The following is a 21,728-nucleotide window of genomic DNA, read 5'->3' on the forward strand; positions in this document are numbered from 1 at the left end:
GGGTGGGTTGCGCGGGCCCTGTCGTTGCGGGGCGGACGGCGTAGCGGTCGTTGCGCGCGGCCGCGCCCAGCGCGCCCGCGGCGACGCGCGGCGCTTTCCCGAGCGCCGCGCTTCGCCTCGCGCCGGCTTCGCCGGTGCTCGCTCAACGACCGATCGGTGTCGGTCTACTTGTTGACCTGGAAGCCCTGCTGGTTGCCGTAGTCGACGAGCGTCTTCTGCCACTCCTGCAGAGCGGCGTTCAGGTCGCCCTTGGCCCCGATCGCCTTGCCGACCGAGTCGCCGAAGACGTTGTTCGCGTAGCCCTGGTAGGGCAGGTACTGCCAGCCGGGGATGACGGACTTCGAGGACTCGACGCCGACCAGGTTGGCCTTTTGGCCGTCGACGTAGGCGGGGAAGGTGCGGTCGGCCCACTCCGGGTTCTTGAAGTCTGCGACGGTCGACGGGAACCCGCCTTGGTTGACGAGATCGCGCCCCTTGCCGTCGGCGAGGAACTGGAGCACCGCAGCGGCGAGGGCCTTGTTCTTGCTCTGCTCGGTGACAGAGATGCCGCTGCCGCCGTTCTCGGCGGATCCGGGGGTGCCGTCCCAGGTGGGCATCGGCGCCGCCGTCCACTTGTCGACGCCGTAGTCCTCTCCCATGTTGATCATCCAGGAGCCCATCATCAGCGTGGCGAGCTTGTCCTGCGCGAGCGCCTTCGTCCACTCATCAGACCAGGTGGCGAGCGGCGAGAGCTCACCCTTCTGCAGCATGCCGCCCCACATGTCGGCGAACTTCTTGGTGCCGGCGTCCTGAAGGTCGATCGTGACCTTCTCCCCCTCGGTCTTGAACGGGTGCCCGCCCGACGCCCAGATCATGCTGGTGAAGAAGCCGGCATCGCCACCCGTGGCGATGTAGGTGTCGGGATCCGCGGCGTGGATCTTCGCACTGTCGGCGACGAACTCGTCCCAGGTCTTCGGCGCCTCGGTGATGCCTGCGGCCGCGTAGAGCTTGGTGTTGTAGAGCATGACCATGGGACCAGAGTCCAGCGGGAGCCCGACGAGCTTCTTGTCGATGTTGACCGCGTTCCACGTCGAGGCCGTGAACTTGTCCTTGTAGCCGTCGAAGCCGTAGGAGGTCATGTCGGCCAGCGCGCCGGCCATGGTCAGCTGCGGCATGGTCTGGTACTCGACCGGCACGATGTCGGGCGCGCCGGATCCGGCCTTGACGGCGTTCTGCAGCTTGGTGACGGTGGCATCCGGGTTGTCGAGCTTGACGACGTTGATCTTGACGTTCGGGTGCTCCTTGGTGAAGGCGTCTGCCCAGTCCTGCGTCGTGGTGCCCCACGTCCACCAGGTGAGCTCGCCCCCCTTCTTGAGCGCGGCCTCGATGTCGGCCTTCGAACCGCCGCCGGCGGCGTCGCTGCCGCCCTGGCAGCCCGCGAGGGCGCCCATCATGAGCGAGGCGGCGCCGACGACGACGGCGGCGCGCATCCAGATGTTCTTCTTCACTGCGGGTTTCCTTTCGGGAGGTGATGCAGGGATCTTTCGTGCGATGGGATTCGTGATGCGGAGGGAACAGATCGGTGCGCGGCTACTTGACGCTTCCGGCGGCGAGGCCGGACTGCCAGTACCGCTGGAGGTACAGGAACGCGGCGGAGATGGGCAGGACCGTGAGCAGCGACCCGGTGATGACCAGCTGCGGGATCGGCGCCGTTCCGATCGAGGCGGACGCGGACGCCCACTGGCTGAGCCCCACGGTGAGCGGGTACCACTCGGGACTGGAGAGCATGATCAACGGCAGGAAGTAGTTGTTCCACGTGGCGACGACCGCGAACATCAGCACGGTGATGAACGCCGGAGCGAGCTGGCGCAGCGAGATCGAGAAGAAGATCCGCAACTCGCCCGCGCCGTCCAGACGGGCGGCTTCGATGAGTTCGTCGGGGATCGCCTCCGCGGCGTACACCCAGACGAGATACAAGCCGAACGCGCTCACCAGCGACGGGATGATCACCGCCGCGGGGGTGTTCGTGAGGCCCAGCTTGCTGAACAGCAGGAACTGCGGCACCGCGAGCACGGATCCGGGGATGGCGAGCGCGCCGAGGATGATCGAGAACACGGCCTTGCGGCCGGGGAAGCGGTATTTCGCCAGCCCGTAGCCGGCGAGGGTGGCGAGCAGGGTGGCCCCGCCGGCGCCGACCACGACGTAGAGCACCGTGTTCAGGAACCAGCGCAGGAAGACGCCGTCGTCATAGGCGAAGGTGTCCGCGATGTTCGTGAACAGGGAGAAGGTCGGCCCGAACCACAGCCCGGGGGTCGTGTAGAGATCCGCCTTCGACTTGGTCGCGTTGACCACCAGCCAGAGCAACGGACCCAGGCTGTACAGCAGCATGAGGGACATGACGATCATCAGGGTGATCGAGGTGCGGCTGCGGCGTGGCGAGGTACGGCGCGTGCGCCGGGCCGGCCGCTGCGCGATCCTGCCGCTCGCGAGCCGGCTCGGACGGCGTCCGGTGACGATGGCCTCGGTGCCCATCGGCTCCGCGGTGTTCGAGGTCATGACGCTCATCACTTCTGCTCCTTCGAGCCCATGGACTGCGCGACGAAGGCGATGATCATCGTGATCACGCCGGAGATGATCGCGATCGCCGCGGCGTAGTTGAACTGGGATCCGGCGAACGACAGATTGAACGCGTACATGTTCGGCGTGAAGTAGCTGGAGATCGAGTTCGGCGCGATCTTCTGCAGCACGGCGGGCTCGTTGAACAGCTGGAAGCTGCCGATGATCGAGAAGATGGTGGCGACGACGATCGCACCACGGATGGCCGGCAGCTTGATGCTGAACACCGTCCGCAGCGCGCCGGCGCCGTCGATCTCGGCCGCCTCGTACTGCTCCTGCGGCACCGCCTGCAGCGCGGAGAAGAAGATCAGCATGTTGTAGCCGACGAACTCCCAGGTGACGATGTTCCCGATCGCGGGGAGGACGAAGGTCGCTGACAGCGGAGAGGGCACCACGTCGCCGAGCCAGCGGTTCAGATCGGCGACCAGACCGAACTGGTCGCCGTACATGTAGCCCCAGATCATCACAGCCACGACACCGGGCACTGCGTAGGGGAGGAAGATGCTGAGCCGGTAGAACGGCACGAAACGCAGTCGTGCGCTGTCCAGCGCCAGGGCGGCGACGAGCGCGAGGATCAGCATGATCGGCACCTGCACCACGAGGAACAGCACGACACGGCCGGTGGCGTCCCAGAACTTCGGATCCACGATCGCCGTGGCGTAGTTCTCGAAGCCGACGAAATGGGTGCCGCCGACCAGGGAGTCGCGGAACAGGCTGAGATAGATCGCGTACAGCAGCGGCGCGATGAGCACCAGCGTGAACACGAGCATGAAGGGACCGACGAACCACCATCCGGCCCAGGACCGCCGGGAGCGTCGGAGCCCCGTCATCGCCATTGACATCAAGTCACTTCCTCGTGATTGGTTGCGTTACCAGGAGCACTATAGGCACACTATGGTTACGTAAACAACTCACAGCTCGCAAACGTGATGTTTACGTTGCCAATCCGTCGAAGATCCACCATAAGGACGATGTGCGAGCGCCGACGGAGGCGATGTGCCCGATGGACAGAAGACAAAGGAGTTGAATCCATGCAACGACGACGATGGGCGCGGGGGGCGATCGCGCTGAGCGGCGCGATCCTGACGCTCGCACTCGCCATGCCGGCTCAGGCCGCCACGACCTCGACGCGACCGGCCACCGGCCCCGCGCCGGCCCAGATCCCGCAGCTCACCGGTGTCGAGCTCGCCGCGAGCTGGACGGCGCCGCTGAGCACGCGAGGACGCTATGTGGTGGACGCCGACGGCGACCGGTTCAAACTCCTCTCCGCGAACTGGGACGGTGCCCAGGGGCATTGGAGCGGCAGCGGATCCAAGGCCGACCCGGCCACGCACAACAGCGGTGACAGCTACGACATCCCGATGGGGCTCGACCGCGTGGCGCTGCCGACGCTGATGAGCGACTTCCACTCGATCGGGATCAACAGCATCCGCCTGCCCTTCTCGAACGAGATGCTCGGGATGACGACGGCCGTGCCGGACGCGGCGGTCGCGGCGAACCCGCAGCTGCGCGGCAAGACGCCATTGCAGGTCTTCGACGCCGTGATCGACGCGCTCACCGCCGACGGATTCGCCGTCATTCTGAACAACCACACCACGACGTCGCTCTGGTGCTGCGGCGTGGACGCGAACACCAAGTGGTACAGCAGCCAGACCACCGAGAAATGGATCTCGGACTGGGTGATGCTCGCCGATCGCTATCGCACCAATCCGCGCGTCGTGGGCATGGATCTGCGCAACGAGGTGCGCCGAGACGTGACGGACGACGCGAACTGGGGGATGGGCGACGGCAACGACCTGTACAAGGCGTACCAGCAGGCCGCCATCGCGATCCAGAAGGTGAACCCGGACGTCCTCATCGTGATGGAGGGCATCAACTGGCAGGGGGTGCCGATCGACGGCTTCTTCCATGACCGGCCGATGCTCAAACCGGTCGCGAACACGTCGAACACGATCCTGCATCCGGACAAGCTCGTCTACTCCGCACACGTGTACGCGTACACCGGTCCGCAGCACACCGGCGCCACGGGTCTCGGCGAGACGCACGACCTGCGCTATCGGGACATGACCGCGGCACAGCTCGCGGACGCCGTGACGCAGGAGGCGCTGTTCGTCACCACCGCCGGCCAGCACTACACCGCTCCGGTGTGGTTGAGCGAGTTCGGAATCCGCGGCGCCGGGGAGACGGACCAGAAGAACATCGACTGGTGGAACAACTTCACCGACCTCCTCGCCGCGAACGACACCGACTTCGCCGCATGGCCGCTGGTCACGCAGGCCGACGCCGCCGGCACCTTCGCCGACACCTACGCTCTGCTCGGCTATCGCCCCGACGGCAGCAGGATCAGCATCGCCGACGACTGGCGGTACGCAGGCTGGCAGAAGCTCGTCACCTCCGTCGGCACGACAGGACACGTCGCCACCCCGACGCGCTGGAACATGCTGGGCAGCGACAGCTACCTGCCCGATACGAACGCGTCGGCGCTCATGCAGGATCGTCCCGACTGGGATCCGGGCCAGTGGAAGGGCGTGTGTCCCGACACCGAGCGGCTGCAGGGCGTGTCCCGCAGCAGTAACCGCGCCCTCTGCACCGATGCGGGACAGCCGCCCGTCACGACGGTGCGCCACGTCGTCGGCACCGAGGCGAACGTGCAGTTCGACTGGGCCGGCGGATACAGCAAACTGCAGTGCGCGAACGGCGAGATCGCCGTGGGCTTCAGCCTGACGATCGGCACGATCAACCGCTGGGCCACGTCCAAGCTGCTCTGCGCGCCGAGCGCGACCGCACTGCCGTCGAGCAACGGCCGCACCCTCTGGTTCGACCGTGCCGACGACCGGCCCGCGGGCGGGGGCTCGACCGCGAGCGACTGGGCGCCCGGACGCTTCAAGGGGCAGTGCGCGGACGACGAGTACATCGCCGGCATCGCCTACACCTATCAGCGGCTTCAGGGCGGTGTGCCGAGCGCCCTGCTCTGCAAGCCCCTGCACTGACCCGCGCCTGTCCCGGACGGCGTACCGTCGCTCTCCGGGACAGGCGCACGACCCGATCCGGCGCGACTGCGCCCCTCACCCGTGACAACCTGCCGCATTCCCACCCCTGGAAGGATCCGCCGTGATCGACACGATCCACGTCGTCTTCAAGACCCACCTCGACATCGGCTTCACCGCGCTCGCGCGCGATGTGATCGCCGGCTACACCGAGAGCTACCTGCCGCGCGCGATCGAGCTCTCCGAAGAGCTGGAGCGCCGCGGCGGGCCCGCACAGTTCGTCTGGACGACGGGATCCTGGCTGATCGATCACGTGCTGCGCACCGGCACACCCGCCCAGCAGGACCGACTGGACGCCGCCCTGCGCGAAGGTCGGATCCGCTGGCACGCGCTGCCGCTCACGACGCACACCGAGCTCATGGATCCGTCGCTCGCCGCGTTCGCCGCGTCGATCGCGCAGGGTCTGGACGAGCGGTACGGCCGGCGCACGATCGCCGCGAAGATGACCGACGTGCCCGGGCACACCATCGGTCTCGTGCCCGTGCTCGCTGCGGCGGGGATCGAGTACCTGCACCTGGGCGTGAACGGCGCCTCTGCAGTGCCCGACGTGCCGGAGTTCTTCGTGTGGCGCGCGCCCGACGGCGCCGAGGTCGTCGTGAACTACGCCCGTTCGTACGGCTCCGAGGGGCTCGACCTCGCCGTGGTGCCGGGTGGCTCCGACGCGCTGCACCTCGCGCACACCGGGGACAACAACGGCCCGCCCACGACCGCCGAGGTCGAGGAGCTGTTCGCCGCGCTGGCGGCCGCGCAACCCGGCGCGCGGATCGTGGCGTCGAGCCTGGACGACTTCGCCCGAGCCCTGCTCGCACGCCGCGACACCCTGCCCGTCGTGACGGCGGAGATCGGCGACACGTGGATCCACGGCGCCGGTGCCGATCCCCTGCTCACCGCAGGGCTTGGCGTGCTTCAGCGCCTCCGGGCCACGTGGCTGCGCGACGGCGCGCTCGAGCCGTCGTCCGCGGAGCATCACGATCTCGGCGTCGCCCTGCTGCGCATCGTCGAGCACACCTGGGGTGAGGATCTGAAGACGTACCTCCCCGACTATGTGAACTACGCCAAGGCCGACTTCCGTGCCGCACGCGCCCGCGACGTCGTGGATCCGTCGTCGAACCCCGCCGAAACGCGCGCATACGACTGGGCATGGGCGGAGCATCCGTCGGCGCAGGGGCTCACCTATTCCGGGTTCGAGGCGTCCTGGGCCGAACAGCGCGCGCACCTGGACGTCGCTCTCGCCGCGCTCGCACCGGAGCGCGCCGCCGAGGCGCGTGCGGCACTGGCCGAGCTGCGTCCGCCGGCGGACGGTTCCGCCACCGCCCCCGCCCCCGCTGCCGGCCCCGCCCCCGCTGTGTCCCACTTTCCGCCCCACCATGTCCCGATTCCGGCTGGAGAACCGGCCCAGGAAGAGCAAGAAGTGGGACACGGTGGCTCCGCGACCCCGAACTCCCGGGTGCGTGCCGGCGAGGAGATCGCACGGGGCCGGTTCCGGGTGACGTTCGGGACGGATGGAGCGATCACCGGACTGCGCGACGAGCACGGGACTGTGTGGGCGGATCCGGAGCACACGCTCGGCGCATTCCGGCATCAGACCTTCGACGAGCGCGACGAGGAGCGCTGGCTGCGGCAGTACTGCCGCGATCTCGCGCACAACGGCGTCTGGGCGGTCCCCGACCAGGCGAGCCCCGGGCTCGCCATCGCGGAGACCCTGCCTGCGCGCGTGACAGCGCCCGAGCTCCGCGACCTCACGGTCGGCACCTCTCCGGAGGGCGACGACACGGCGCGCCTCGAGCTGGCCCTCCCCGAGGAGCTCGTCGCCGAGACCGGCGCGCCGCAGCGGATCCGCGTCGACTACCGGTTCCCGCACGGCGACGGGCCGATCCGGATCGTTCTCGACGTCTGCGGGCGCGAGGCGTCGCGGCTGCCCGAGGCGAGCTGGTTCGGCTTCCGTCCGGCGCCGGCCGAGGGCGTCGCCGACGGCGCCTGGATACTGCGCAAGCTCGGCGCACCGGTGGATCCGCGGCACGTGGTGAGCCGCGGCAACCGCACGCTGCATGCGGTGACGGCCGTCGAGCGCGACGGATCCGCGCCCGTGAGTCTGCGCACGGTCGACGCCCCGCTCGTCGCGGTCGGCGCCCCTGCGCTGCTGCACTTCGACGACGAGATCCCGGATCCGGCCGACGGGTTCGCCGTGAACCTGCACAACAACGTGTGGGGCACGAACTTCCGCATGTGGTTCGATGACGATCTGCGCTACCGGTTCGAGCTGGATCTCGACGGCGCGCCCGCCTTCGCAGAGGAGAACCGATGAACGACGTCCCCCGCGCCTCCGCCACGGATGCGGCACTCGTGACGAGTCCGCTGGCGATCATGGCGGTGCGCCCGGACGGCTTCGAGGCGGTGTGGGCGGTTCGTCGGCTCAGCCGCGGGCGGCTGGAGTGGCGCAGCGACGACGCCCGCGGCGAGGCGCGGATGGACGAGTTCGGCATGACGCCGCAGAGTGATCACGTGCTGCGCGTGCGCGTCGACGGTCTCCCTCCCGGCGCCGTCGTGCAGGTGCGCGCCGTGACGGAGGCGGTCTCCGATCCCGCCGTGCGACAGGTGAGCGCGTGGAAGAGCGTGCGCCTGCTGTCCCCCGCAGCAGACCACGCGCGGATCGCGGTGTGGAACGACACCCACCAGCACGACGACACGCTCCTCGCCCTCGACACGCAGACCCCGGCGGTCGATCTGCTCGTCTGGAACGGCGACGTCTGCAACGACTGGACCACTCCCGATCAGTTCGCCGACACGGTGCTCGCCCCCGCACGGCGCGACATCAGCGCGGATCGCCCGCTCGAGCTGATCATCGGGAACCACGATGTGCGCGGGGACTGGGCCTTCCGGTTGCAGGAGTACGTCGCGACGAGAGAGGGCCGCCCGTTCTCGGCAGCCCGGATCGGACCGGTGGCGTGCCTGTTCCTGCACACCGGCGAGGACAAGCCGGACGCGCATCCGACCTTCCGCGGCCGTGTCGCGTTCGAGCCGCTGCGCGCCGAGCAGGCCGCCTGGCTGGCGGAGGCCACCGCCCGCCCGGAGATCCGCGACGCGCCCTACCGCCTCGTGTTCTGTCACATCCCGCTGCGCTGGACCGACGAGACTCCGGCCGACTACGACGACGAGGGCTACGACTGGTTCAGCCGGTTCAGCCGCGACGCCTGGCATGACGCACTCGTCGCCTGGGGCGCGCAGCTCATCGTCTCCGGGCACACACACGAACCGGCACTGATCCCCGGCGACGCGCAGTTCCCGTATGCCCAGATCGTCGCGGGCGGGCCCGATCTCGACGCGTCCTCGGCCGAGGCGGCGACCTGGATCGACATCCAGGCGGATCCCGGATCGCTGCGCCTTCAGATGCGCACCCTCGACGGAGCGATGCGGATCGAGGAGACACTGCTCCCGCACGCCGAGGGCGGGGGCGTTGCGCCGGATCCGCAGACCGCCGCGTGAGCGTTCTCGTCGCCCTGGCTGTCTTCGGATCCGCACTGCTGCACGGCACCTGGAACGCGATCGCCAAGTCGATTCCGTCGCCGCTCGCGTCGTCCGCGCTCATGGGGCTCGTGTATCTCGTCGCCGGCGGGATCGGCGCAGTGGTGCTGCCGTTGCCCGATGCCGCGTCGTGGCCGTTCCTCGTCGCCTCGGCGACCGCGCAGACCGCATACCTGCTGCTGCTCACCGCGGCCTATGCGCGCACGGAGTTCAGCCGCGCCTACCCGCTGACCCGCGGGGTCTCGGTGCTGGGCGTCACCGCGGCCGCTGCACTGCTCTTCGGCGAGCACTTGTCGCCGCTGCAGCTGGCCGGGGTGAGCATCGTCGCCCTCTCGCTGTTCGCACTGTCCGTCTCGCGGGGTGCACGGCCCGAGTTCGGCTCCACCAGGCTCATCCTCGCGGTCGGCGCCACCGTCACGACCTACAGCGTGATCGACGGCGCGGGCGTGCGGGTCGCGGGGCACCCGCTCTCGTACGCGGCCTGGCTCTTCCTCCTGCAGGGCCTCATGATCCCGGCGCTCTGCCTGGTGCTCTCCCGAGACCGCCGCGGGTTCGTCCGCGATCTGCGCCCGCTCGCAGCCCGGGGCGTCGCGGGCGGCGCCATCTCACTCATCGCGTACACGATCGTGGTGTGGGCGCAGTCGCTCGCACCCCTCGCACTCGTCTCCGCGCTGCGTGAGACGAGTGTGGTCGCCGCCGGGGTGATCGGCTGGCTGTTCTTCCGTGAGCCGCTGCGGCCCTGGCGCGTCATCGCCAGCGTCGTCGCGGTCGGCGGGGTCGCACTGGTGCGCCTCGGGGCATGACGGCCGCACGGGGCCGCATGGCGTGAGGCGGTCAGGTCACCAGCGCCGGCCGTGGCGGCGCTCCCACGCGGCCTCGACCGTGACAGGGCGCCCGGCGTAGACACCGGCGGGGATCGACGCCGCGAGGAGCGCGGTGAGCACGATCAGCGGCACCTGCCAGCCGCCGGTCGCCGTGTGCAGGATGCCGAGCAGGAACGGGAAGATCGCGGCGAGCACGTATCCGCAGCTCTGCACGAAGCCGCTCAGGGCGACCGCGGTCTCCGGCTCCCGCGCACGGATGCTGATCAGCACGAGTGCGAGCGGGAAGAGCAGTCCGGCCAGACCGTACAGCAGCACCCACACCCAGACGAGCGACGGCGACGGCAGGAGCAGCAGGCCGAGCAGTCCCGTCCCCGCGCCCACGGCGCCGATCACGTACAGCGCGGTGGTCGCCCGGAAGCGCACGATCAGCACGGGCACGATGAGGGACGCGGGAAGGCCGGTGAACGCGAACAGCGAGAGCAGGAAGCCCGCCTGCTGCGGCGTGGTCCCGGCGTGCTCGACGAGCATCGTCGGCAGCCACGCGAACGCCGTGTACGCCATGCTCGCCGAGGTGCCGAAGATGCCCGCGAGCACCCAGGCCAGGGGAACGCGCGCCAGACGCGAGAACACACGGGAACTGGAGGGAGCGGTCACGATCGGCCCCGTGGACAGCGCGGTGGCGTCCTCGAACGACAGCCGGTCGGCGCCGGCCTCCGCACGGTCCTCCGGCTCGTCGGGATCCCGTTGTCCTTCACCGCCCGCGGGGGCGGCCGGTGGCACGGCAGCGGCGCCCTCGGACCGCGCGCGCAGCAGCATCACGATCCACGGGATCGTGCCGGCGAGCGCGAACACCGCCCACATCGCCAGCGAGACCCGCCAGCCCGCGGCGTCCGCGGCAGGCACCGCGATGAGCGGAGGCAGGAACGTCGAGAACGCCATCACCGTGGTGTACAGCGTCATCATGAGGCCGAGGCGATCGGGGAAGTACTTCTTCACCATCGGCGGCATGAGGATGTTCGCCATGCCGACGCCCGCGAACACGAGCGCCGTGGCGATGAGCAGCGTGGAGGCATCGACCGCGAACCCGCGCCCGACGAGCCCGACGGTGACGGCGCCCAGAGCGATGACGGCGACCCGCTCAAGGCCGAACCGGCGTTCCATGAGCGGAGTGAGCAGCCCGAACAGCGCGAAGCACACGGGCGGCGCCGTGCCGATCAGGCCCACGACGGCCGCCGGCATCGGGAAGTCGCGCGCGACGTGGTCGACGACGGGCGACAGGGATGCCACGGCGGAGCGCAGCGAGAAGGCGACCAGCACGATGCCGAACACCGCCAGGACCCGCCCGCGCCAGAGCGGCCGGACGTTCATGCCCCGCCCCTGCGGGTCGAGAGCCTCGGCAGCCGCTCGAAGGGCAGGAACCGATCCGTTCCGCCCGCCGTCACGAGGTCTGCGACCCCTCGAGCCAGCCCAGATACTCCTCCGTGACGGTTCCGGTGACGTACCGGCCGTCGAAGGGGCTCATGTCGAGATCACTGAGCTCGGACCCCTCGATGATCGCCGCCTTGAGGTCCTCGACCTCCTGGTACACGAGACGGTCGGCGCCCAGCACCTCGGCGATCTCGGGGATCGTCCGGCCGTGCGCGATGAGCTCGTGCTTGGAGGGCATGTTGATGCCGTACACGTGCGGGTGACGGATGGGCGGAGCCGCGGAGGCGAAGATCACCGAGGTCGCGCCGGCGTCGCGCGCCATCTGGATGATCTGCTTCGAGGTGGTGCCGCGCACGATCGAGTCGTCGATGAGCAGCACGTTCTTGCCCTTGAACTCGGTCGACATCGCGTTCAGCTTCTGCCGCACGCTCTTCTTGCGCACCGCCTGGCCGGGCATGATGAAGGTCCGGCCCACGTAGCGGTTCTTGTAGAAGCCCTCGCGGTACTCGATGCCGAGCTTGCGGGCGACCTCCATCGCGGCGGGGCGCGAGGAGTCCGGGATCGGCATGACCACGTCGATCTCGTCGAGCGGCACGTGCTTCGCGATCGTGTCGGCGAGACGGTCGCCCATGCGCAGGCGCGACTCGTAGACCGAGATGCCGTTCATGACCGAGTCCGGGCGGGCCAGGTATACGTACTCGAACGCGCAGGGAGCGAGGACCGGGGCCTTCGCGCACTGCTTGGAGAACAGCGTGCCGTCGTTCGTGATGAAGACGGCCTCACCGGGCTCGACCTCGCGGACGACCTCGTAGTCGCCGTTCTCGAGCACGAGCGACTCGCTCGCCACGACCCACTCCTCCTTGCCGTCCCTGACGCGCTTGCCGAGGATCAGCGGCCGGATTCCGAACGGATCCCGGAACGCGAGCAGTCCATAGCCGGCGAGGATCGCGATGACGGCGTAGGCGCCCTCGATCCGCTCATGCGTGCGCGCGACGGCCTCGAAGATGCGCTCGGAGTCGAGGTCGACGGTCGACGTCGTGGTCTGCAGCTCGTGCGCGAGCACGTTGAGCAGCAGCTCGGTGTCGCTCGACGAGTTCAGGTGGCGGCGGTCGCGGTGCGCCATGTCGGCGGTGAGCTCGCGCGTGTTGGTGAGGTTCCCGTTGTGGATGAGGACGATGCCGTACGGCGCGTTCACGTAGAACGGCTGGGCCTCCTCCTCGCTCGACGCGGTGCCCTTCGTGGCGTAGCGGACGTGGCCGAGGCCGACGTCGCCGAGCAGCGAGCGCATGTCACGCGTGCGGAACGCCTCGCGCACCATGCCCTCCGCCTTGGCCATGTGCATGACGCCGCTGGGTTCAGCCGTGGCGATGCCGGTCGCGTCCTGCCCGCGGTGCTGCAGCAGAAGGAGCGCGTCGTAGATGTCCTGGTTGACCGGGCTGTGCCCGACCATTCCGACGATGCCGCACATGGGTGTCAGTTCGCTCCGTCCGCGTAGGCGCCGACCAGGCGCACCGCACCGCCGTCGACGCCCTTGGCGCCCTGTTCGAAGTCGCCGGCCGGGCGCGCGGCCACGGCGTCGAGCCGCACCGTCCCGACCTGCCAGGTGTCGATGCCGCCGGCCGTGAGCGCCTCGGCGATCGCGGTGGCGGCGGAGGCGTCGACGACCGCGAGGAAGCCGATGCCGAGGTTCCAGGTGCCCTCGCTCGACTCCAGCGTCGAGCCGGCCAGGTCGCTCAGCACCCGGAAGACCGGGGCGGGCGACCACGTGGAACGGTCGACCTCGGCCCAGGATCCCTGCGGCAGGACGCGCGCGAGGTTGGCCGCGATGCCGCCGCCGGTGACGTGGCTGAGGGAGTGCACGGCGCCGTCGAAGCGCTCGGCGATGCCGAGCAGCGGCGTCGTGTAGAGGCGGGTGGGGACGAGCAGCGCCTCGCCCCACGTAGCGCCCAGGTCGACCGCACGGTCGCCGTAGCCGATCCCGGCCTTCGCCAGGATGTGCCGCACGAGCGAGTAGCCGTTCGAGTGCAGGCCGCTGGAGGCGAGGGCGAGGACGACGTCGCCGTCCTGCACGCGCTCCGATCCGAGGATCCGGTCCGCCTCCACGATGCCGGTCGCGGCACCCGCGACGTCGTAGTCGTCGACGCCGAGGAGCCCCGGGTGCTCGGCCGTCTCGCCGCCGACGAGGGCGGTGCCGGTGAGCTCACACGCCTCGGCGATGCCGCGCACGATGTCGGCGATGCGCTCGGGGACCACCTTGCCGCAGGCGATGTAGTCGGTCATGAACAGCGGCTTCGCGCCGACCACGACGATGTCGTCCACGACCATGCCGACCAGGTCGTGCCCGATCGTGTCGTGCTTGTCGATCGCCTGGGCGATCGCGACCTTGGTGCCGACGCCGTCGGTGCTCGAGGCGAGCAGCGGCCGGCGATAGCCGAGCAGGGCGGAGGCGTCGAAGAGACCGGCGAATCCGCCGACCCCGCCGAGGACCTCTGGTCCGTGCGTGGCACGGACGGCGGACTTCATGAGTTCGACGGCTCGATCGCCGGCTGCCGTATCGACGCCGGCCTCAGCATAGGTGCGGGAGGACACCCGACAATCCTACCGGCGGGCGGCCGTGCGGTCGCCCGCCGGCCGGGGCTCGTGGGGGCGGAGCCGCGCCCGCGATCCGCATCCGCGATCGTGACCCGCAATCGGGCCCCGCACGGCCCGGAAATCCGTACGATGGGCGCATGGTCGACAAGCCGCAGTGGCTGGTGCGCGAGGAGGCCGGGATCCCGGTGCTCGTCGCGCTCGCGCTGCGCCAGCGACTCGGGATCCGGATCCCGGTGGAACTGCCCACGTTGAGGGACCACCCGCTGCGCGCCTTCGACGACGGCGGGGTGGACGACGCGCTCGAGCGGCAGTGGCGGGCGTACTGGGACATGACCGTGGAGCCGGAGGCGCACCCGTCCAGATCCCCGCTCGAACTCGTCGACGGCTTCGACACGATCGTCGCGCTGCCGGCCGTGGGTGCGGAGCGGTTGCGCGCGGCGATCGCGCCGCTCGCCTCGGAGGTGGTGCGCTACGCGAACGAGGCCCAGCAGCGCTACTCGCGCTCTGTCGCCGGTACGGGCGACCCGTACCGCGCCTACGCCGCCGCGCTCGCGGAGTTCGAGCGCGACACCGGACGCCGCGCGCACTCCTTCGAGCTCAATGTGCACGTGCTGCCGCTCGCACAGCGCGGGATCTGGCGCATCGGGGCGTTCAGCATCGCGGTGACCGACAGCCTCCGGCACGACCCCGTGGACTTCGACAGCGCGATCCGCCCCGTCATCGCCGAAGTGGCGTGACGAGGTCCGGTCCCCCGGAGCCCTCCCTGGCTCGGGCCGCGACCCGCGGGGCTACTCCGCGACGGTCTCGCGGTCGACGCGGACCACGCGCTCGCTGCGGCGGGCGGCACGTTCGAGGAGGAGCGCGAGGACGCCGAGCAGGGCGATGCCGACCGGAACCGTCCACAGCAGCAGGAAGCCGAACACCTGGCCGAACGGGTAGGCGACCTGCGTGGCCTCCGACGCGTCGAAGTTGCCGAACACGGTCAGCACGAACGCGAGGACCACGCCCACACCCACGCCGATGCCGAGGAAGACGCCCCAGCGCGGCGCACGACGGACGCGCGCCTCGACGATCTCGGGCGTGCGGTCCGGCTGCGGCGTGCTCATGCCTCCATTGTCCCACGCGCACCTGTGCGGAGATCCGCCCGAGCGCGACCCTGCCGAGCGGCTCAGGGGCGCAGCGGCAGCAGCTCGGTGAGATCGGCGCGGGTGCCGGAGGCGTGGATGCGGCCCGCATCGAGGGCGGACGCCCAGGTCTCGGATCCGGTCGACACCGCGATCCACGTGGCCGCATCCAGCTCGACGACGTTCGGCGGGGTGCCGCGGGTGTGCCGCGGACCCTGCACCACCTGCACCGCGCCGAACGGCGGCACACGCACCTCGACGCTGTTGCCGGGCGCCTTCTCGTCCAGCAGCTGCAGCAGATAGCGCACGGCCGTGGCGTAGTCGGAGCGGGCCGGCCTCCCGCCGGCGGCGAGCGCCGTGCGGGCGGCATCGAGCGCCGCGCGCCCCGCCGTCGTGTCGATCCTGCTCGCCATAGGTCCATGCTAGGCACGGCAGGCATAGGCTCGGCACGATGACTTCCTCCGCCGAGACGCCCGCCACGGACACCGCAGGGGCGCGTGCCGACCTGCTCGCCGCGGCGGCGAAGGGCGCGCTCGGTCTCGGCCGCTTCCCCGGGGTCGACGACGACGCGCACGCCGCATCCGTGCTCATCCTGTTCGGCCGCCTCGACGACGAGACGTCCGACGCGGCTGCGGTCACGGTCCCCGCCGATCTCGACGTGCTGCTGCAGCGCCGTGCCGCGACGCTCTCCTCGCATCCGGGGCAGGTCTCCTTCCCGGGCGGGCGTCGCGAGGAGGCGGATCCGGATCCCGCCGCGACGGCCCTCCGCGAGGCGCAGGAGGAGACCGGGCTGGATCCGGCCGGCGTCGAGATCCTCGCCGCGCTTCCGGAGATCCCCCTCGCCGCCAGCAACCACCTCGTCACCCCGGTGCTGGGCTGGTGGCGCGAGCCCTCGCGGGTGGTCGCGGTGGATCACGCCGAGACCGTGCAGGTGTTCCGCGTCCCCGTCGCGACGCTGCTGGATCCGGCGACCCGGTTCACGTCGACGCTCACCCGGATGGGGCAGACCTTCCGCGGCCCCGCCTTCGACGTCGACGGCACGATCGTGTGGGGCTTCACGGCGATGGTGCTCGACGGCGTCTTCGAGGCTGCCGGCTGGACCCTGCCGTGGGACCGCGCCGACGAGCGGCCGATCCGCCTCGAGGTGTGACGGTCCGCACGGCTTCCCGACCGTCATCGACCGGTGACCGCTCGGTAGGCTGACGGGGTGAAGATCCTCGTCCTCGGTTCCGGTGCCCGTGAGCACGCGATCGTCCTCGCCCTGCGCGCCGAGCGGAAGGGGCACGAGATCCTCTGCGCCCCCGGCAACGCCGGGATCGCGCAGGACGCGACGCTGGTCGAGGTGGATCCGATGGACGGCGCGGCCGTCCGCGCGTTCGCCGACGAGCACGGCGTCGACCTCGTCGTCATCGGCCCGGAGGCGCCGCTCGTCGCGGGCGTCGCCGACGTGGTGCGCGCGCACGGGATCCCGGTGTTCGGACCCGGCCACGCCGCCGCGCAGCTGGAGGGATCCAAGGCGTTCGCGAAGCGGATCATGGAGGCGGCCTCGGTGCCGACCGGCCGCGCCGTGCGCGCGGCGACCGCTGCCGAGGTCGCGGCCGCGTTCGACGACCTCGGCGCCCCGTACGTGGTCAAGGCCGACGGACTCGCCGCGGGCAAGGGCGTCATCGTCACCCCCGACCGCGCCGCCGCGCTCGCCCACGCCGAGCACTACCTTCCGCACGGCCCCGTGCTCATCGAGGAGTTCCTCACCGGGCCGGAGGTCTCCCTTTTCTTCCTCAGCGACGGCGACTCCGTCCGTGCGCTGAGCCCCGCGCAGGACTTCAAGCGCGCCTTCGACGGCGACGAGGGACCGAACACCGGCGGCATGGGCGCCTACTCGCCCCTGCCGTGGCTCGACGAGCAGTTCGGCAGCGAGGCGACGTTCGTCGAGGAGGTCACCCGCACCGTCGCCCTCCCGGTCGTGAAGCAGCTCGACGCCGAGGGCACGCCGTTCATCGGCCTGCTCTACGCGGGCCTCATCCTCACGCCGAACGGCGTGCGCGTGATCGAGTTCAACGCGCGCTTCGGCGACCCGGAGACCCAGGTGGTGCTGCCGCGCCTGCGCACCCCGCTGTCGCAGCTGCTGCTCGCCGCGGCCACCGGCACGCTCGAGGACCAGCCGCAGCCGGAGTTCCGCGACGACGTCGCGATCACCGTGGTGCTCGCGAGCGAGGGCTACCCCGAGGCGCCGCAGACCGGCCGCCCGATCGAGGGCCTTTCCGAGGCCGCGGCCGTCGAGGGCGTCAGCGTCGTGCACGCGGCGACCGCGGGCCCCGACGCTCCCGGCGGCAACCTCATCGCGACCGGCGGCCGCGTGCTGAACGTGGTCGCGACCGGATCCGACTTCGCCGACGCCCGCGCCCGCGCCTACGAGGCGCTCGGCCGGATCCGCCTCGACGGCGCGCACCACCGCACCGACATCGCCGCGCGCGTCGCGCAGTAGTAGCCGGGCCGGTTCCGGATCCTGCGGACGCTTGCCGGCCGGGCGGGTCGCGGTGACCTGCGAACGCCGACGCCCCCTCGCAATATCGACACCCCCTCGTATGGACGTCCATACGAGGGGGTGTCGGCGCTCAGAGGGGGTGTCGACGAGACACCCGCGTCAGCAGGCGCGCCGCGTCAGCAGGAGTCCCGCGTCACCTCTTCACGAGGTGCGCCGGACGCTGCATGAACAGGACCCCGATCACGCCGACGAGCAGGACGGCGGCGGGCAGGATCATCGACTGCGCCATGGCGGAGGAGAACCCCGCCACCACGACCTCGGGGAGCTTGCCCGCGCCGAAGTCCCCGCCCTGGCTGGCGGCCCCCGGGAGGTTCGCCTCCAGGCGGCCCTGCATGAGCGCGGCGATCGCGGCGGAGCCGAGCACCGACCCGATCGTCCGGGTGGTGTTGTAGATGCCGGCGCCCGCGCCCGCCTGCCGCGGCGCGAGGTTGCGCGTGGCAGTGGTGGCCAGCGGCCCCCACATGCCGGCCTGGCCGATGCCCATGAGCGCCGAGGGCAGCAGGAACATCCAGATCGGGGTGTCCGGCGTCATCAGCAGGCCGTACCAGACCAGGGCGACCGTCGTGAGGCCGAGCCCCGGCACGAGCAGGACGCGCGGATCCACGCGGTCGAGGATCCGGCCCGCGATCGGGGCGAGCACACCCGACAGCACCGCCATCGGGATCAGCAGCAGCGCCGCCTGCGTCGGCGTGAGGCCGCGGGCGAGCTGGTAGAAGAACATCATCGGCAGGGACATCGAGGTCACCGTGAAGCCCACCGTGGCGATCCCGAAGTTCGCGACCGAGAAGTTGCGGTCGCGGAACAGGCCGAGCGGCACCAGCGGCTCGCTGCGGGTCTTCGCCTGCTGCCAGATGAAGACCGCCATCACCACGACGCCGGCCGCGATCATCGCCCAGATCCACCCCGCCCAGTCGTAGTGCTGGCCCTCCTGCAGCCCGAACACGATGAGGAACAGGCCGAGAGCGCTGAGCACGACGCCGACCATGTCGAACCGGTGCTCGTGCGTCTGCAGGCGCGGGACGAGGATCCAGGCGAGCACGAACCCGATCACGCCGACCGGAAGGTTGATGAAGAAGATCCACTCCCAGCCGAGCGCGTCGACCAGCAGACCGCCGGCCAGGGGGCCGACGAGCGTGGCGACACCCGCGGTCGCGCCCCACAGGCCCATCGCCGCACCGCGGCGCTCGGCGGGGAAGGTGCGGGTGATGACCGCCATGGTCTGCGGCGTCATCAGCGCGGCGCCGAGACCCTGCACGGCCCGGAACGCGATCAGCATCTCGAGCGAGCCGGAGAGGCCGCAGCCGAGCGAGGCCAGCGTGAAGATCGTCAGGCCGATCAGGTACATGTTCTTCGGGCCGAACCGGTCGCCGAGGCGTCCGGTGATCAGCAGCGGGACGGCGTAGGCGAGCAGGTAGGCGCTGGTCACCCACACGACGTTGTCGAGATTGTTCGTGGACGGGTCGAGCGCCGCCTTGATCGCGGGGTTCGCGACCGAGACGATCGTGGTGTCCACGAGGATCATGAAGAATCCGATGACCAGCGCCCAGAGGGCGGGCCAGGGGCTCTTCGGCTTGTGGCCGACGGCGTAGGCGCCGGTCGACGTACCGATGGTTTCAGCCATTCTGGTGTGCCTTTCGCTTGGCAAGAAGGTGGTCCGGATCCGGCCCCCACGAGAAGTCGGGGGACGAGATCCGGGGGATCAGGGCGCCGAGCCAGTCGATCTCCGCCTGCAGCATCAGGCGGTGCCGGATCGGCTCGAGGAGGTACTGCTCCGGCACGTCGCGGGTCCCGGCGCCGTCGAGCGAGGCGCCGATCGTCGCCAGCTCCTCGCGGAGCAGCTCGAGCCGCTGCGTGAGCAGATCGACCGTCTCGTCCCGGTCGAGGTTGTGCGCCTCGGCCAGGGCGACGCGGAACGGGGTCTGCCGCCGGCTGCCGCCGAGCTCGCGGCGCACCCATTCGCGCACCGCGTCCGCGCCCGCCGGCGTGACCGCGTACGTCGTGCGCTCAGGGCGGTTGCCGTCGCGATCGACGCCGACCTCCTCGAGCAGTCCCTGCCCGTGCAGGCGGGAGACGGTGTGGTACAGCGTTCCGTTGGAGATCGGGATGATCCGGTCGTCGCGACGGGCACGCAGCAGCCGCGCCATCTCATACGGGTGCATGTCGCCCTCGCTCAGCAGTGCGAGCACCATCACCCCCAGAGGGGTGAGCGCCGGATCCTTCACCATCACTCCATTCCGACTAGTCCATCTGGACTAGTCCATCGGTGACTATACTCCCGACCGGATCCGAGCGCCAGCGCCTTTCTTCTCCGGGCTCATCGCAGCGCCGCCGTGAGCTGGGCGCACGTCAGCGCGCGATCCGCGTAGACCAGGCGCATGACGGCCGGATCCGGGTTGCCCAGATCCGGAGCGCGGTGGACGAGACGGAGCCCGGCCTTCTCCGCCACGGCGGCCGAAGCGCGGTTGTGCTCGACGAGGTAGGCGATGACCGGGATCTCGGGGGCGACCTGCGCTGCAGCTGCGAGCGCAGCGCGCGCCACCTCCGTCGCGTACCCGTGGCCGTGGTGATCCGCGGAGAGGCGATAACCGAGGTTCCACACGCGGGCAGGCCCGTCGGGGCCGGCGTCGGGCGCGTCGGCGCCGAGCATCGTGCTGCCGCCGTTGCCGATCACCTCGCCGGTCTCGCGCATCCGCACGATCCACGATCCGACTCCGTGGGTCCGCCAGCTGGCCCCCCAGCGCTCGAGCATCGCGGCGACGCGCTCCGGCTCGGTGGGCCGCAGGCTCGGGAAGTGCGTCCATACCCGGGGATCGCTGTAGACGGCGAAGACGGCATCGAGGTCGCCCGGCTCGGGGCGACGCAGGCTGAGACGGTCGGTCAGGATTTCGAAGGGGATCTCGGCGCTCACCCGAGCACACTAAGCGCGACCTCGGACATCGCCGCCGCCTCCGTGTCCGGCGCGGCGGGACGCCCGCGATAATGGACGCGTGAGCACACCCCTCGAAGTCTCCGGCTGGCGTCACCTCTACTCCGGCAAGGTCCGCGATCTGTACGCGCCGGAGGATCCGGCGGACAAGCGGCTGCTCGTCGTCGCGAGCGATCGGGTCAGCGCGTTCGACTTCGCACTCGAGCCGCCGATCCCGCAGAAGGGCGCCCTGCTCACCGGCCTCAGCCGCTGGTGGTTCGACCGGCTCGCGGAGGGTGCGGACCCGATCGCCCACCACCTCGTGGACGGCGACGTCCCCGCCGAGGTCGCCGATCGCGCGATGCTCGCCCTGTCGCTCGAGATGCTGCCGATCGAGTGCGTGGTCCGCGGCTACCTGACCGGATCCGGCTGGCTCGAGTACCAGCAGAGCGGCACCGTCTGCGGGATCCCCCTGCCCGCTGGACTGGAGAACGGCGACCGGCTGCCCGAGCCGCTGTTCACGCCCGCGTACAAGGCTCCGATGGGCGAGCACGACGAGAACATCACGTTCGAGCGCACCGCCGAGATCGTCGGCGCCGAGCGCGCCGCCCAGCTGCGAGACCTGTCGCTCGCGATCTACCGTCGTGCCGCCGCCATCGCGGAGGAGCGCGGACTCATCCTCGCCGACACCAAGTTCGAGTTCGGCGTCGATGCCGACGGCGTCCTCCGCCTCGCCGACGAGGTGCTCACCAGCGACTCCTCGCGGTACTGGGACGCCGAGTCGTGGCGGACCGGATCCACCCCCTCCGAGCGCATGGCGAGCTTCGACAAGCAGATCGTGCGCGACTGGTTGAGCGCCCACTGGGACAAGCAGGGCACCCCGCCCGTGCTGCCCGACGAGGTGGTCGCACAGACCGCCGCCCGCTACGCGGAGCTGCTCGGCCGCCTGACCGCCTGACCGGGCGGCGGGCTGGACCGGGCCGCGCCGGCGGGGCCCGGCGCCTGACCGGGGCCGGGCCCGGGGCCGGGCCGGGTGCCTGCCCTGGGCCGGGCCCGGCAGCCCGGAGCCGCAGCGGGCACCCGTGGCGGGGCTCGCGCAGAACCATGTCCCACTTTCGGCTGCGAAATGGGCCACTTCGCCGCCGG

The 21,728-nt window shown here is 70.6% G+C and carries 19 protein-coding genes; 8 read left to right on the top strand and 11 right to left on the bottom strand.

What is annotated here, in order from left to right; all coding sequences use genetic code 11:
- Positions 1–164: 164 nt before the first annotated feature.
- From ACFC1J_RS11615 to ACFC1J_RS11625, 3 genes are all read right to left on the bottom strand, one after another.
- Positions 165–1,487, bottom strand: a complete 1,323-nt coding sequence (locus ACFC1J_RS11615; RefSeq protein ID WP_375905796.1) for an ABC transporter substrate-binding protein — start codon at positions 1,485–1,487, stop codon at positions 165–167.
- Positions 1,488–1,569: 82 nt separating this feature from the next.
- Positions 1,570–2,511, bottom strand: coding sequence for a carbohydrate ABC transporter permease (locus ACFC1J_RS11620; protein ID WP_375906206.1), 942 nt, complete (start codon positions 2,509–2,511; stop codon positions 1,570–1,572).
- A gap of 32 nt (positions 2,512–2,543) precedes the next feature.
- On the bottom strand, positions 2,544–3,431 hold the full coding sequence (locus ACFC1J_RS11625) for a carbohydrate ABC transporter permease (protein WP_375906209.1): 888 nt from the start codon (positions 3,429–3,431) through the stop codon (positions 2,544–2,546).
- A gap of 195 nt (positions 3,432–3,626) precedes the next feature.
- Between ACFC1J_RS11625 and ACFC1J_RS11630 the strand changes: the two genes are divergently transcribed.
- From ACFC1J_RS11630 to ACFC1J_RS11645, 4 genes are all read left to right on the top strand, one after another.
- A complete protein-coding gene (locus ACFC1J_RS11630) occupies positions 3,627–5,585 on the top strand; it encodes a glycoside hydrolase family 5 protein (RefSeq protein WP_375905799.1) in 1,959 nt (652 codons plus the stop codon).
- A gap of 121 nt (positions 5,586–5,706) precedes the next feature.
- Positions 5,707–7,947 carry a DUF5054 domain-containing protein gene (locus ACFC1J_RS11635; protein ID WP_375905802.1) on the top strand — a complete coding sequence of 747 codons (2,241 nt, stop codon included), beginning with the start codon at positions 5,707–5,709 and terminating at the stop codon, positions 7,945–7,947.
- Complete coding sequence (locus ACFC1J_RS11640; RefSeq protein WP_375905805.1) at positions 7,944–9,125, top strand: metallophosphoesterase family protein; 1,182 nt, start codon at positions 7,944–7,946, stop codon at positions 9,123–9,125. Before ACFC1J_RS11635 ends, ACFC1J_RS11640 begins: the two co-directional genes overlap by 4 nt.
- Positions 9,122–9,967, top strand: a complete 846-nt coding sequence (locus tag ACFC1J_RS11645; protein ID WP_375905808.1) for an EamA family transporter — start codon at positions 9,122–9,124, stop codon at positions 9,965–9,967. Before ACFC1J_RS11640 ends, ACFC1J_RS11645 begins: the two co-directional genes overlap by 4 nt.
- Before the next feature lie 36 nt (positions 9,968–10,003).
- On the opposite strand, the gene ACFC1J_RS11650 is transcribed toward ACFC1J_RS11645, so the two are convergent.
- The 3 genes from ACFC1J_RS11650 to purM all read right to left on the bottom strand — a co-directional run bounded on the left by ACFC1J_RS11650 (position 10,004) and on the right by purM (position 14,005).
- Positions 10,004–11,356 (bottom strand): CynX/NimT family MFS transporter, encoded by a 1,353-nt coding sequence (locus ACFC1J_RS11650; protein WP_375905811.1) that lies wholly within the window; start codon positions 11,354–11,356, stop codon positions 10,004–10,006.
- Positions 11,357–11,426: 70 nt separating this feature from the next.
- Positions 11,427–12,884, bottom strand: coding sequence for an amidophosphoribosyltransferase (gene purF / locus ACFC1J_RS11655; RefSeq protein WP_375905814.1), 1,458 nt, complete (start codon positions 12,882–12,884; stop codon positions 11,427–11,429).
- Between the two features lie 5 nt (positions 12,885–12,889).
- Positions 12,890–14,005: a phosphoribosylformylglycinamidine cyclo-ligase gene (purM, locus tag ACFC1J_RS11660; protein ID WP_375905817.1), complete on the bottom strand. Its 1,116-nt coding sequence runs from the start codon at positions 14,003–14,005 to the stop codon at positions 12,890–12,892.
- Between the two features lie 140 nt (positions 14,006–14,145).
- Here purM and ACFC1J_RS11665 point away from each other — a divergent pair, with 140 nt between their 5' ends.
- A complete protein-coding gene (locus tag ACFC1J_RS11665) occupies positions 14,146–14,745 on the top strand; it encodes a zinc-binding alcohol dehydrogenase (protein ID WP_375905819.1) in 600 nt (199 codons plus the stop codon).
- A gap of 51 nt (positions 14,746–14,796) precedes the next feature.
- Here ACFC1J_RS11665 and ACFC1J_RS11670 read toward each other — a convergent pair whose 3' ends face one another.
- The gene (locus ACFC1J_RS11670) at positions 14,797–15,114 is read right to left on the bottom strand and encodes a potassium transporter Trk (RefSeq protein WP_375905822.1); all 318 of its coding nucleotides are present in this window, start codon (positions 15,112–15,114) and stop codon (positions 14,797–14,799) included.
- A 62-nt stretch (positions 15,115–15,176) separates the two neighbouring features.
- Complete coding sequence (locus tag ACFC1J_RS11675) at positions 15,177–15,545, bottom strand: sterol carrier family protein (RefSeq protein WP_375905825.1); 369 nt, start codon at positions 15,543–15,545, stop codon at positions 15,177–15,179.
- Positions 15,546–15,583: 38 nt separating this feature from the next.
- Between ACFC1J_RS11675 and ACFC1J_RS11680 the strand changes: the two genes are divergently transcribed.
- Positions 15,584–16,282: an NUDIX hydrolase gene (locus ACFC1J_RS11680; RefSeq protein WP_375905828.1), complete on the top strand. Its 699-nt coding sequence runs from the start codon at positions 15,584–15,586 to the stop codon at positions 16,280–16,282.
- A gap of 57 nt (positions 16,283–16,339) precedes the next feature.
- Positions 16,340–17,617, top strand: coding sequence for a phosphoribosylamine--glycine ligase (gene purD / locus ACFC1J_RS11685; RefSeq protein ID WP_375905831.1), 1,278 nt, complete (start codon positions 16,340–16,342; stop codon positions 17,615–17,617).
- A 193-nt stretch (positions 17,618–17,810) separates the two neighbouring features.
- On the opposite strand, the gene ACFC1J_RS11690 is transcribed toward purD, so the two are convergent.
- The 3 genes from ACFC1J_RS11690 to ACFC1J_RS11700 form a co-directional block, all read right to left on the bottom strand.
- On the bottom strand, positions 17,811–19,298 hold the full coding sequence (locus tag ACFC1J_RS11690; protein WP_375905834.1) for a DHA2 family efflux MFS transporter permease subunit: 1,488 nt from the start codon (positions 19,296–19,298) through the stop codon (positions 17,811–17,813).
- Positions 19,291–19,902 (bottom strand): PadR family transcriptional regulator, encoded by a 612-nt coding sequence (locus ACFC1J_RS11695; RefSeq protein WP_375905837.1) that lies wholly within the window; start codon positions 19,900–19,902, stop codon positions 19,291–19,293. The genes ACFC1J_RS11690 and ACFC1J_RS11695 overlap by 8 nt, the downstream gene beginning before the upstream one ends.
- Positions 19,903–19,991: 89 nt before the next feature.
- Complete coding sequence (locus ACFC1J_RS11700) at positions 19,992–20,585, bottom strand: GNAT family N-acetyltransferase (protein WP_375905840.1); 594 nt, start codon at positions 20,583–20,585, stop codon at positions 19,992–19,994.
- Between the two features lie 79 nt (positions 20,586–20,664).
- Between ACFC1J_RS11700 and ACFC1J_RS11705 the strand changes: the two genes are divergently transcribed.
- Positions 20,665–21,540, top strand: a complete 876-nt coding sequence (locus ACFC1J_RS11705; RefSeq protein WP_375905843.1) for a phosphoribosylaminoimidazolesuccinocarboxamide synthase — start codon at positions 20,665–20,667, stop codon at positions 21,538–21,540.
- Positions 21,541–21,728 lie beyond the last annotated feature (188 nt).

The sequence above is a fragment of the Microbacterium sp. NPDC056052 genome (assembly GCF_042266785.1).
Classification (GTDB): domain Bacteria; phylum Actinomycetota; class Actinomycetes; order Actinomycetales; family Microbacteriaceae; genus Microbacterium.